General features: G+C 68.4%; 12 protein-coding genes. 2 read left to right on the top strand and 10 right to left on the bottom strand.

Going from position 1 to position 12,549, the window contains the following annotated elements:
- The first annotated feature begins 7 nt into the window (after positions 1-7).
- The gene (locus R6258_RS02745; protein WP_318447086.1) at positions 8-496 is read left to right on the top strand and encodes an ureidoglycolate lyase; all 489 of its coding nucleotides are present in this window, start codon (positions 8-10) and stop codon (positions 494-496) included.
- Between the two features lie 153 nt (positions 497-649).
- On the opposite strand, the gene efeO (R6258_RS02740) is transcribed toward R6258_RS02745, so the two are convergent.
- The 10 genes from efeO (R6258_RS02740) to R6258_RS02695 all read right to left on the bottom strand — a co-directional run bounded on the left by efeO (R6258_RS02740) (position 650) and on the right by R6258_RS02695 (position 11,040).
- Positions 650-1,489 (bottom strand): iron uptake system protein EfeO, encoded by an 840-nt coding sequence (gene efeO, locus R6258_RS02740; RefSeq protein WP_318447084.1) that lies wholly within the window; start codon positions 1,487-1,489, stop codon positions 650-652.
- Between the two features lie 82 nt (positions 1,490-1,571).
- A complete protein-coding gene (gene efeB / locus R6258_RS02735) occupies positions 1,572-2,954 on the bottom strand; it encodes an iron uptake transporter deferrochelatase/peroxidase subunit (RefSeq protein ID WP_318447082.1) in 1,383 nt (460 codons plus the stop codon).
- Positions 2,955-2,988: 34 nt separating this feature from the next.
- Positions 2,989-4,131, bottom strand: a complete 1,143-nt coding sequence (efeO, locus tag R6258_RS02730) for an iron uptake system protein EfeO (RefSeq protein WP_318447079.1) — start codon at positions 4,129-4,131, stop codon at positions 2,989-2,991.
- Between the two features lie 21 nt (positions 4,132-4,152).
- Positions 4,153-4,989, bottom strand: a complete 837-nt coding sequence (efeU, locus tag R6258_RS02725; protein WP_318447077.1) for an iron uptake transporter permease EfeU — start codon at positions 4,987-4,989, stop codon at positions 4,153-4,155.
- Between the two features lie 200 nt (positions 4,990-5,189).
- The gene (locus R6258_RS02720; RefSeq protein ID WP_318448022.1) at positions 5,190-5,954 is read right to left on the bottom strand and encodes a cytochrome c oxidase assembly protein; all 765 of its coding nucleotides are present in this window, start codon (positions 5,952-5,954) and stop codon (positions 5,190-5,192) included.
- Between the two features lie 24 nt (positions 5,955-5,978).
- Entirely contained in the window at positions 5,979-6,446 is a 468-nt protein-coding gene (locus R6258_RS02715; protein WP_318447075.1) for a DUF2243 domain-containing protein, read from the bottom strand.
- Between the two features lie 179 nt (positions 6,447-6,625).
- Positions 6,626-8,122, bottom strand: coding sequence for a sodium:solute symporter family protein (locus R6258_RS02710; protein ID WP_318447072.1), 1,497 nt, complete (start codon positions 8,120-8,122; stop codon positions 6,626-6,628).
- Positions 8,123-8,300: 178 nt separating this feature from the next.
- Positions 8,301-8,693 (bottom strand): RidA family protein, encoded by a 393-nt coding sequence (locus tag R6258_RS02705; protein ID WP_318447070.1) that lies wholly within the window; start codon positions 8,691-8,693, stop codon positions 8,301-8,303.
- Positions 8,690-10,174, bottom strand: a complete 1,485-nt coding sequence (locus tag R6258_RS02700) for a D-aminoacylase (protein WP_318447068.1) — start codon at positions 10,172-10,174, stop codon at positions 8,690-8,692. Before R6258_RS02700 ends, R6258_RS02705 begins: the two co-directional genes overlap by 4 nt.
- Before the next feature lie 2 nt (positions 10,175-10,176).
- Positions 10,177-11,040: a MurR/RpiR family transcriptional regulator gene (locus tag R6258_RS02695; protein ID WP_318447065.1), complete on the bottom strand. Its 864-nt coding sequence runs from the start codon at positions 11,038-11,040 to the stop codon at positions 10,177-10,179.
- A gap of 207 nt (positions 11,041-11,247) precedes the next feature.
- On the opposite strand from R6258_RS02695, the gene R6258_RS02690 reads away from it, so the two are divergent.
- Entirely contained in the window at positions 11,248-12,474 is a 1,227-nt protein-coding gene (locus R6258_RS02690) for an amino acid deaminase (RefSeq protein ID WP_318447063.1), read from the top strand.
- Positions 12,475-12,549: the final 75 nt, after the last annotated feature.

Here is a 12,549-nt window from a genome sequence, read left to right as displayed (position 1 = left end):
CAACGCGATGCTCGAACTCACCGCCCAGCCCCTCAGCGAAGAGGCCTTCGCGCCGTTCGGCGAGGTCATCGACAGCCGCGTCGCCGACTATTTTCATATCAACGGCGGGCGGACCCGGCGCTATCACGACCTGGCGCGCGTCGAGACCCTCGGTAAAGGCGGCCAGGCACTGATCAGCATCTTCGTCAGCCAGCCGGTCGAGGTGCCGCTGACGCTGGATTTCCTAGAGCGCCATCCGCTCGGCAGCCAGGCGTTCATGCCGCTGCACGAGGAGCGCTTCCTGGTCGTGGTGGCGCCCCCCGGCGAGGCCATCGAGCCGGCCAATGTGCGCGCCTTCGTCACCGACGGCCGTCAGGGCGTCAACTACCGTGCCGGCACCTGGCACGCCATTCAGTCGGTGCTCGAGCGCGAGGGCGAGTTTCTGGTGGTCGACCGCGGCGGGCCGGGCGACAACTGCGACGAGTACCCGCTGGCGGTGCGCATCAGCCTGCCCTGAGCTAGTTACCTGTTTACCTGTTTACCTGTTTACCTGTCCTCAGCCGCTGGCCGGTGACCACCACCGAGGCGGGGCTGGGTTGGCTTAAGACACTGAAATGGAAACGCCCCGCGCCGGCAAGGCCGGGCGGGGCGTTGGCGCTTGCGCCAGACGTTACTGCAGGCCGAGCAGCCCGCGCAGCGTCGCCAGGTCCTCGGCGAGTACGGTGACCGGGCCGACGAAGGCGCGACGATCCTCGTCGCTGACTTTCTCGTAGCTGACGAAGCCGGCTTCGGGATTGTCGGCTTCCAGGCGGTAGTGGGCGAGCGTCGCCTCGACCGCGGCGAAGTTCTCCTCCACCCGGGCGACGAACTCGGGGTCTTCCTCGGCGGCCAGCGGCTTGAACAACTGGAAGATCTCCTGCGAGCCATCGACGTTGCCCTGGAAGTCCCACAGGTCGGTGTGGCTGTAGCGGTCCTCTTCGCCGCTGACCTTGGTCGCGGCGACCTCTTCCATCAGCGCCGCGGCGCCACCGACGACTTTCTCGGGCGGGAAGGTCAGCCCGCGCACGCGCTCGTCGAGGTCCTCGACGTCGGCCATCAGCCGCTCGGCGAAGGGCGTGAGGCTCTCGGTGGTCTTCTCGTGGAACAGTCCGTACTCGAGACGATGGAAGCCGGTGAAGTCGGGGTCCTCGACGCCTTTTTCGTAGTCGTCCTCGCGGGCGTCGATGCTGGCGTCGAGATCGGCGAATAGCTCGGCGATCGGCTCGATGCGCTCGTAGTAGACCCGCGTCGGGGCATACAGGTCCTGGGCCTTGTCCAGCTCGCCGGCCTTGATGGCCTCGGTGAACTCCCGGGTGTGGCGGGTGAACTCGCCGAGGTTGTCGAGTACGTAGAGCTTGTACTCGGCGACCGGGGCGATCAGTTCCTCGGGCTCGACGGCGGCCTGCGCGGGACCCTGCAGGGCCAATAGCCCGAAGGCGCTGGCGGCGAGGAGAAGCGAGCGTTTTGGCATGCGATGTGTCTCCAATGGATGTGGGTAGTGCCAGTCCGGTCGTAAGCGCGCCGGGTGTTTACCGCCAGCGCATTTGGCGATGCTAGGTGGCCGCCAGCAGCGAGCGGCCCAGGTAATCCTCGGGGTCGGTGATGCCGGGCAGGGTGAAGAAGTAACCGCCGCCGACCGGCTTGATGTATTCCTCCAGCGGCTCGCCGTTCAGGCGCTTCTGCACGGTGATGAAGCTGGCCTCCAGGTCGGCCTGGTAGGCGATGAACAACAGCCCCATGTCGAGCTGTCCGTTGGCCTCGACGCCGTTCGAATAGTTGAACGGCCGACGCAGCATCAGGTGTTTCTCGAACCCCGGCTTGCGCGGGTTGGCGAGCCGGATATGGGCATCCAGCGGAGTGATCTTGCCGTCCGGATCATGGCTGTAGTCCGGCACGTCGTGTTCGACGCCGTCGCTGCCCAGCGGTGCGCCGCTGGCCTTGCGGCGACCGAAGACCGCTTCCTGCTCGCCCAGCGGCGTGCGGTCCCAGCGCTCGACGAAGTTGCGGATGATGCGCACCGCCTGGTAGCTGCCGCCGTGGGCCCAGGCCGGCTCGGTGCCGTCGCCACCGACCCACACCACATCGTCCATGAGCGGCTCGTCACGGGCATCGGGGTTGGCCGAACCGTCGCGAAAGCCCAGATAGTTGCGGGCGCTCTCTTCGGGCTGGCCCGGCTTGGGCGGCAGCACCGGCACCGTGCCTTCCTGCTTCCAGCGCACCATCAAGAGTCCCGGGGTGTGCTTGATCACGTCGCGCAGCGCGTGAACGGTGGTGTCGTGGCTGTTGGCGCAGATCTGCAGCGACAGGTCGCCATGGCAGCGCGCGGCGTCCAGCGCGTCGTTGGGAAACTCGGCCATGCGCTGCAGGTGGATGGGCCGGGCGTCGGCCAGGCCGAAGCGCGAGTCGAACAGCGAGGCGCCCAGCGACAGCGTGACGGTCAGCGCATCGGGGGCGATGGTCGGCCCGAGGATGCCCGAATCGGCCGGTGGGAAGGCCGGGTCGCGCTGGGGATAGCTGCCGCCCTGGGTGAGGAAGGCGATGCGCTCGGTGAGGGTCCGGAACAGCCGCTCGAGTCCGTCGCGGTCGCGCGCCAGCACATCGAAGGCCACGACCATGCCGGTGGCCGGGCGGGGGGTGGTGATGCCCTGCTGGTGAGGGCCGAGATACGGGTGGGCTTGATGGGTCGACAGGCTGACCGGCGAGCCGGTGACGTCGTGGTGGTCGCCGGCCGGATCGTCGGCGAACGCCCGATTGGCGAACCCGCCGCTGGCCAGGCCGGCCGCGCCGAAGCCGGCCGCGCCGAGGCCCTGGAGGAAGCGTCGCCGGTCGAATCGGCGCGCGGGGCCATCCGCGGCGGAGTCGTCAGTGGCTTGATGGGCAGGCTCGCTGGCGCCGGCAAACGGGCAGCGCGGAGCGTCATCGCGATTACGGGTCATGTCGGCAGAACCAAGATAATGGCATGGATGAAAGTCAGGCGTTCAGAGCCAGCGCGGCGTTGACCTCGCCCAGCGTCTCGGCCAGCGCCCCGGCGTCCTCGAGTAGCGCCTGTGGATCGTCCTTCGGGGGCGCTTCCAAGTCGGCGTGCAGCGCCGCGAGCCGCGTGTTGAGCGTGGCCAGCATGTCCGGCGCCTGACGCTCGAGCAGCGGGGCGAGCAGGGCGACGATCTTCCCGGCACCCTGCGTCAGACCTCGCAGGTCGGCGCGTTCACGTTCGTCCAGCGGGGCGTCGGTGGGCTGATGATCGTGCCAGGCTTGCAGCACCCGGGCGCTGCCACTGGCCAACTGTGCGGGCGGAATCGCCTGGTCCTTGAAGCGCTGGGCAAGCGCCTCGATGTCATCGACCAGCTGCGCGGCGACCGGCGCCAGGCCCGCGGTGCTGTGGCGCTGGTAGAGCCCCAGCGCCAGGCGGTGGAAACCGCCGAAGGCCGGGTCTTGCTGGCGCTTGGCAAAATACTCGGCGCGGGCGTTGATGCGCTGGTCGAGATCGCTGAACAAACCGATCGCCATCGCCAGGCGCTGGTCGGCGAGACGCGCCTGACGGTAGCTCGCCCGGGCGGCGTCGAGGTCGTCGGCGACGATCGCCTTGTGGAGTGCCTGGGCCGCTGCCTTCAGCTCGCGGGTCTGCAGGGTCAGGTAGACCGAGTACTCGGCCAGCGGGGCGATGAAGGCCTTCCTGGACAGGGGTTCCATGGCCGCGTCGGCGTCGCCGCTGGCCACCACGTGCAGCGTGCCGCGCGGATTGCTGAGCAGCCCGCAGGTCATCGCGTAGTCGCCCGGCGTCAACGTCGCGGTCAGCGGTTGGCGCAGTTCGGGGGCGATGTTCTCGCGCTCCTCGAGCACCATCACGCCGTCGAGAATCTCCCACTCGATGGCGCGCGGCGAGTGGTTGATCACCAGGAAGGTGGTGCGACCCGCAGGCACGGTGATGTCGTTGGGTTGGCAGCCGCTGGCGGTGACGGTGACCGTGGTGGCCGCGTCGTCGGGGGCGTCGTCGGCGTGGCGCAACGAGACGTAGAACAGCGCCAGGGCGGCCAGCGTGATCAACGCGGCGAGCGCCACGCCGAGGCGCAGCAGGCGTGTCGACGGTTGTTGCGAGGAAGCGGATCGGGACATGCGATGACTCGGTTTGTTCACTCAGCGGGCCTCGGCCACAGGCGCGCGCTGCGCGCCGGACCGGGGGCGGAAGAAGAGGATCAGGGTCACGGCCAGGTAGACCGCATAGGCGATCAGCTCGCTCAGGGTGGGGGCGGGCTGGTAGCCGAGCACGCCTGAGAATACCGCACCCAGCGGCGAGTCGAGCGGCAGGGCCGCGCTCAAGTCGAAAACTACCTGCTGGGCGTGGTTCCACAGCCCGGCTTCGTGCAGCGCGCGCACCGACCCGGCGGTGAGTCCGGCCGCCACCAGCAGGATGAACAACCCGGTCAGGCGGAAGAAGTGGCGCAGGTCGAGACGCAGGCTGCCGCGATAGAAGGCCAGCCCGACGACTACCGAGCAGGCGACGCCCAGCAGGGCGCCCAGCGGTGCGCTTCCGGTACGGCTCTGCTGGAATACCGCGAGCAGGAAGAAGATCGACTCCAGGCCCTCGCGGGCCACGGCGAGGAACACCATGCCGATCAACGCGTAGGTATGGCGACGGCCGCTGGCGAAGGCGCTGTCGAGGGCGCCGGTGAGTTCGGCACGCATGCCGCGGGCCGCGCGGCGCATCCAGAACACCATCCAGGTCAGCACGCCGACGGCGACGAAGCCGACCACCGCCTCGAACAGCTCCTGCTGACGCTGCGGGAACTCGGCGCTGGCGAACTGCAGGCCCGCCCCCACGCACAGCGACAGCGCGGCGGCGAGCAGGATGCCGATCCATACCGCGGGCATCCAGGCGCCGCGCCCGGTCTGCTTGAGATAACTGGCGATGATGCCGACGATCAGGGCGGCTTCGAGCCCCTCGCGCAGCATGATCAGAAAGGGTACGAGCATGACGGGTCCTGGTGGCTGACGGCGATGACGAAAACGAGCGCGGCAAGGATGCGGCTGCATAGCCGATGCTAATTATTATCAGGAGAGGATGGTAGGCGTTTGTCCGTCTGCCGGCAAGTCGCGCGTCCGCCCGCCCGAGAAGAAAAGCCGGTGAGTTGAGCCCGGTCAACCTCGGCGGATCGGCCCCAGGCTCGGCAGGCTCAGGCCGGGTCCGCGAGCGGGCTGCGTTCTGCCGCGCGGCGCCGCCGTAGCCATTGCTGCATCAGCGCCATCAGCAGGACGATTTCGGCCAGGTCGCCGCCGTAATACATCCACTGCGCGGCCGCCTGGATTTCGTCGACGCCGGCGCCGGTGCCCTGCGGCATCCGCCAGGCGTAAATCAGCTTGCCGAGCGTGGCGTGAGTGGCGATGGCCAGGAACAGCACGCCCAGGCGGGTCCGCCAGCGCGGACGATGCGGCGCCGGGTCGGGCCCGGCGATCGCCCAACTGAACAGACAACCGGAGATCACGAAATGCAGGTGGATGAGGTGGTGCAGCCACGGCGTGGTCATGCTCAGGGCATACAGCGGGGTCAGGTACAGCAGGTACATGCCGCCGATATCGAGCACGGCGGCGCTCAGCGGATGGCTGAGCACGCGCACCGGGACGCTCCCCAGTAGTCTCACTATCCCTCGTGCCCGGGCGGGGGACAGGTTTCTCAGCAGCAGCCCCATCGGTGCGCCGAACACCAGCCCCAGCGGCGCGAACATGCCGACCAGCAGGTGCTGGAGCATGTGTCCGCGCAGGTCATGATGAGCAAATGCATTGAGCGGCGGTGCGAACGCCACGACCAGCGTGACGATGCCGGCAGTGAAACTCGCGCTGCGCCAGGGCGACCACGACTTGCCGGTGCGGGTGCTGCGCCAGGCGCCGACCAGATAAAGCAGTCCGGCCGTCAGTGCGAGCCATTGCGCGACGCTGGGCATGAGTGGCACGCCGAACGCTCCGGGCTAGCGCTGGCTCGAGGCGCGACCGCGCCGGGCCCGCCTGAGCAGCAGCCAGCCGATCGCCAGGATGATCGCGCCGGCGCCGATCCAGGCGACGTCGTAGAGCCAGACGTCATCGACGTAGCGCACCTGGTGCAGGCGCAGGAGCTTGTGATCGACCACGCCGTCGAAGACCTGGAAGCCGCCCGCCCCCAGCAGAAAGCCGGGGCCTCGGTAGCCGGGCGCCTGGCGGCCGGCGCCGTGCAGCTCGATCATCACGAAGAAGCCGACCACCAGCAGCACCAGCTCGCCGGCATGCAACACCCCGTCCGAGGCCAGCGCGAAGGCCGTGCCGCGATCGACGAAATGATGCCAGGCCAGCAGCTGGTGAAAGACGATCTCGTCGAGGGCCGCCATGCAGCCGATGCCGATCAGTACGCTGGCCAGCAGGGTGCGGCGTGGGTTGGCGTGCTTGGGGTGGGGGATGGACATTGGGCCTCCTGCCTGGGTCGACTAGCGGATGCCCGCTCCCTGAGCATCCTTCTAAAACGTAGCAGCCGATCGCTTGCGGTAAAGCCTGGGCGAATCGTCACGCGCCAAGGTCACGCACAAAGACAATGGCCCCGGCATGTGCCGGGGCCATTGTCGAACGGATCGCTGCGGGCTGGCGCTCAGCCGGCCGGCGGGGTGCTCGGCTGGGTCAGCGTCGCCTCGGGGGCGCGTTCCATGCGTTCGCGCTCGTGGTCGAGCTTGGCCAGCGCCTCGGCTTCGCTGATCCGCGTGGCCGGCGTGACCAGGCTGACGACCACCCCGCCGAGAGTCGCCACCAGCACCGCGGGAATGCTGGGGTTGCCCCAGAAGGCGCTCCAGTCGGGGTTGGCGATCACCGCCAGCGAGGTCGCCGAGGCGGCGATCAGCGTGGCGATCGCGCCCTGCCAGTTATAGCGCGGCCAGAACCGGCCCAGCATGCCGCAGACGAACATCCCGGCGAGTACCGTCGAGATCATCTTGGTGATGTAACTGATGACGTTGTCCGAGGTCAGCGCGAAGGCCAGCGCCAGGCCGATGGTGGCGACCAGCGCCAGGCGCGAGTAGAGCACCACGTGGCGCGCCGAGGGCGTGCGTCCGGTGAACAGCACGTAGATGTCGCGCATCAGTGTCGAGACCCCGGCGATGGCATCCGAGCTGGCGCTCGACATGGTCGCGGACAGCCCGGCGACCAGCAGCAGCAGACCCAGGCCCAGCGGCAACACCTCCGTGGCCAGGAACGGGAAGGCGTAATTGCTGTTGTCGAGATCGGGGTTGAGCACGTGGGTGGCCATGCCGATGATCGCCGGAACGATCGAGAAGGCCAGATACAGGAGCCCGGTGATCACGAACGAGCGGCGCACCGTGCGCACCGACCGGCCCGAGTAGATGCGCTGGCGGAACGACGGCGTGGCCAGCACCCCGACGGCGATCACCGTGGCCAGCGACAGCGCCGGCAGCCCGCCGATCTTGTCGATGCCCAGAAAGCTCGTCGAGGCGGCGTCCATGCCCGCGGTGAGGCCGTCGAAGCCGCCGACCTCGATCAGCGCCAGCCCGGCCATCAGGAAGAAGCCGACGAACAGCACCACCGCCTGGATGGTGTCGGTCCACACCACCGCCATGTAGCCGCCGATCACGCAGTAGACGCCGAAGCCCAGCGCCACCACCAGCTTGGCGAGGTTGGGGTCGATGTCGGCCATCCAGGCCAGATACAGCCCGCCGCCGAGGATATGCGCGCCCAGCCAGCCGATGCAGGCGATGTAGATCAGCAGCGCGACGACGTTGCGCACCAGCCGATTGGCGCCGACATAGTAGGAGAGTTCCTCGCTCATGGTCATGAAGCGGAACTTGCGCACCGGGGCGAAGCACACCGCCAGCAGCAGTACGCCGACGGCGCCACCGATGCCGTAGAGCGCCCCCGCCCAGCCGTTGGAATAGCCGAAGCCCACCGCGCCCATGCTCGAGCCGGTGCCGACCATGGTCGCCACGGTGGTGCCCACAGTGAGGAATAGCGGCACGCTGCGCCCGCCGAGCAGGAAGTCGTCGCCGGTGCCGCGACTGTTGCGCGACACCCACCAGCCGAAGCCGATCATCAGCACGATATAGGCGAAGAAGGTGCCGAGGAAGATATGACTGTTCATACATGCCTCTTATACTTGTTGGCTCGGTCGTTGCCGCGACCGAGGCAGTGGTAGAAACCGTTATTGGTAGAAACCGGAATATCGCTGCAGTGTGTGGCGTCGGGGCCTTGCCGGGCCTCGGCGCCTTTTTGTTGCCCGTTTGATGGCTCGCGGGTTGCCGCCCGCGGGCCCGACCGGCTCAGGCGCGGTCGGCGCGGTAGCACTTGACGTCGACCTCGACCTTGCAGTCGACCACCAGGTCCTGAACGCTGCAGATGCGCGCCGGGGGATGCTCGCCGAAGATCTCCTTGAAGACCTTGTTGAACGAGGTGAAATAGCGCGCGTCGGTGAGCACCGCGGTGACGTGGACGACGTCGGCCACCTCGTAGCCGGCCTCGTGCATGATCGCCAGGCAGTTGTCGAAGGCCAGCCGGGTCTGCTCGACGATGCCGCCCTCGACGACCTCGCCGTCGGTCATCGGGGTCTGGCCCGAGACGAACAGCCAGCCGGCGGCCTGGGTGGCGCGTGCGAACGGCAGCTTCTGGCCGCCGGTGCCGACGCCGCCTTCGACGCCGTAACGCTGGATTGTCATGGGGTTTCCTCCGCTGTGAATGGGATTGTGGGTTGGGGGGACAAGCGCTCGCTACGGCGCAGCAGGCGCCCGCCGCGATCGCCGGTGGCCGTGCCGGTGCGATAGCCGATCACGCCGTTGACCATCACCAGCTCGATGCCGCGGGCGGCGGCGATCGGCCGGGCGTAGTCGGCGACGTCCTCGAGGGTGTCGAGATCGAACAGCGTCAGGTCGGCGTAGCCGCCCTCACGGATCACGCCGCGATCGGTGAGGCCGAATTGGGCGGCCGACAGGCCGGTCATCTTGCGGATCGCCTCGGCGAGCGGCATCAGCTTGAGATCGCGGCTGTAGTGGGCGAGCACCCGCGGAAAGGCGCCCCACAGCCGCGGGTGCGGGTGCGGGTCGTTGGGCAGTCCGTCGGAGCCGACCATCGCCAGCGGGTGGGCCAGCACCCGGCGCATGTCGTCTTCGCTCATGTTGTGGTAGACCGCACCGGCCGGCTGCAGGCGGCGCGCGGCATCCATCAGCGACACGCCCCACTCGGCGGCGATCTCGGCGAGTGCGCGCTGGGCCTGTTCGGGGTGCGGGTCCGACCAGGTGATGAAGATCGCGATCTCGTCGGTGACCTGACCCAGATCCAGCGTCGACGAGCCGGCGGTATACGGATAGCAATCGCAGTGCGCGCGCTGATGGCGCGCGGCGTGCTCGAGCTTGGCCAGCGCACGTGGCGCGCCGCCCCAGTTGCCGGCGCCGGCACACTTCAGGTGCGAGATCACCAGCGGCGCCTGGCCCTGGCGCGCGGTCTCGAAGGCCTCGTCCATTGCCTCGGGCAGGCCGGCGAACTCATCGCGCAGGTGCGTGGTATAGACGCCGCCGGCGGCGCCGACTTCGGCGACCAGCGGGCGCAGCTCCTCCATCGGGGCGTGAAAGGCGTTGCGATAGGCCAGCCCCGAGCTCATGCCCAGCGCGCCGGCGGCGAGCGCCTCACGCAGCGCGTCACGCATGGTGGCGGTCTCGGCCTCGCTGGCGGGGCGGCTGAAGTCGCCCATTGCTTGGCTGCGCAGGCTGGTATGGCCGATCAGCGCGGCGACGTTGACCGCGGGCGCGGCGGCATCCACCGCGTCGGCGTAGGCGTCGAAGCTCGGGTAGCGGAAGTCCTCGGCGCGGCCCAGCAGGTTCATCGGGTCGGGGACTTCACCGCTAAGCGTGACCGGCGCGGCGCTGATCCCGCAGTTGCCGACCACCACCGTGGTCACGCCCTGCGAGAGCTTGGGCAGCATCTCGGGGGTGCGGATGACGTTGGTGTCGTCGTGGGTATGGACGTCGATGAAGCCCGGCGACAGGTAGCGCTCCCGGGCGTCGATCACGGTGTCGGCCGTGGCCTCGCCGAGCGCGCCCACGGCGGCGATGCGCTCGCCGCGGATGGCCACGTCGGCGCGAAATGGCGCGGCGCCGGTGCCGTCGATGATCCAGGCGTCACGGATCAGCGTGTCGTAGCGCATGGTCAATCCCCCAACGGTTGACGGTTGTCGCCGCCGCGGTGGGCGTCGAGGGTGATCTTGAGCCGGCGCAGCTTGGTGCGCGAGCGGTCCTGATGGCGCAGCGCCAGTTCCAGCGCCAGCACGTCGATGGCGGCGAGCATGGCGTAGCGCGACGCCGAGGGGTGATAGATGAAATCGGTCTCGCGGGCCACCACCGGCAGCACCACATCGGCGGTTTCGGCCAGCGGCGAGCCGTTGGCGGTGATCGCCACCACCCGGGCGCCGTACTGGCGGGCGATCTGCGCCGACTCGACGATCTCCGGGGTGTAACCGCTCACCGACAGCGTTACCACCACGTCGCGGGGCTCCAGTGTCGAGGCGACCATTCGCGGCAGCAGCGACTGCGGGTAGGCACTGATCGCGTAGCCCAGCCGCACCAGCCGGAACTGCAGTTCCTGGGCGAGCATCGTCGAACCGCCGCCGGCGCCGAATACCAACACCTGGCGCGCGCCGTCGAGCAGTTCCACGGCACCGGCGACATCGGCCTGTTCCATCAACTCGCGGTTGAGCGCCAGGGTCTGGGTGGCGATGTCGTAGACGGCGCTGGAGCCGTCGGCGTCGCCGGCGTCCTGGATGAAGCGGCGTCCGGCGGCCAGCGCGCGGGTCAGGCGCAGCTTCAGATCGCGCACGTTGCGACAGCCCACGGCCCGGGCGAAGCGCGTTACGCTGGCATCGGAGACCTGGGCCCGTGCGGCGATATCGCCGATATTGGCCTCGGCGACGAAGTCGATGTCGTCGAAGATCAGCTCGGCCACCTTCTTCTCGGCGTCGCGCAGCCCGGCGAAGTCGCTGGTGATGCGTGACAGGATGTCGATGTCCTGGGTCAACGGTGTCTCCTCGGCAGGAATTGGAAGGCCCCGGGAGCCGTGTGGCTTGCTATCGATCGCTTGTGTATCGAGAGAGTTGTTTGTTGAGATCAGTATGGTATTTTCTAACAATAAATCAATAGGTGTGAAAATAACTATCATAAGACCTTTGGGTAACAACGAGTCGAACAGGGCGCCAGCCCGGGAGAAGCGGTGATGAGAGAACCGATGAGTGAACCGGCCAAGCGCATGGCGGCAGGCGACAAGGGCATGCCCGAGATGGGGCGGTCGTTGTTGGACGGCGTCAGCCTGCCGGCGGCGGCGATCTTCGAGGCGCCGCTGGCGCACAACCTGGCATGGATGCAGCGCTTCGCCGAGGCCCACGGCGCGCATCTCGCCCCGCACGGCAAGACCACCATGACCCCGGCGTTGTTTCGCCGTCAGCTCGAGGCCGGCGCCTGGGGCATCACCCTGGCCACCGCGCCGCAATGCCGCGCGGCCTTCGCCGGCGGCGTTCAGCGGCTACTGCTCGCCAACCAGTTGATCGGCGAGCCCAACATGGCGATCGTCGCCGAGCTGATCGAGGCCGGCACCGAGTTCTACTGCGTGGTCGACGGGGCGGACAACGTCGCCGCGCTGGGGCACTACTTCGGTGCGCGCGGCCAGACCCTCAACGTGCTGATCGAGCTGGGCGTGACGGGCGGGCGCAGCGGTTGTCGCGATGCCGATCAGGTCGAGGCACTGGTGGCGGCGATCGGCGAGCAGCCGGCCCTGGCGCTGGTTGGCATCGAGGGTTACGAGGGCATGATCGCCGGCGGCGATGAAGTGGCCGCGGTACGCGCCTACGGCGAGCGGCTGGTGGATACCGTGAAGTCGCTCCGGGCGAGCGGGGTGCTCGAGCGCGAAGCACCGATCGTCACTGCCTCGGGGTCGAAATGGTTCGATTTGATCGCCGAGGCGTTCGACCGCTCGGAACTGCGCGAACACTACACGCCGGTGCTGCGTCCGGGCTGCTATGTGGTCCACGATCATCGGCTCTATGCCGGCGCCATGGCCGACGTGAAGGCACGCCACCCCCAGCTCGAGGGTGAACTCAAGCCGGCGCTCGAGGTGTTCGCCCACGTTCAGTCGCTACCCGAGCCGGGGCTGGCGATCGTCGCCCTGGGCAAGCGGGACATCGGCCATGAGCCGGACCTGCCGCTGGCGTTACGGCTCTATCCGCTGGCCTCGCGTCCCTCGGCGGCCGAGACGCCGAGGGACGTGGGCGACTGGCGCACGACGCATATCATGGACCAGCACGTCTTCCTGACGATCCCTCGCGACGCCGAAGTTGCGGTCGGCGACGTGATCGCCTTCGGCACCTCGCACCCCTGCCTGACCTTCGACAAGTGGCGTCGGTTGTGCCTGGTGGACGCCACGCTGACGGTGCGCGAGACGCTGGCGACGCAATTCTAGGCGACTGGTCGGTTCGCCGCGTTGCGCTGCTAGGCTGATAGAATAAGGCCGCCCGGCTTCAGGGATCGCCCGGGC

It is taken from the genome of Halomonas sp. HP20-15, assembly GCF_033446685.1.
GTDB lineage: Bacteria > Pseudomonadota > Gammaproteobacteria > Pseudomonadales > Halomonadaceae > Modicisalibacter.
The sequence above is the reverse complement of the archived record's forward strand: the minus strand, read 5'-3'. Positions and strand labels throughout refer to the sequence as shown.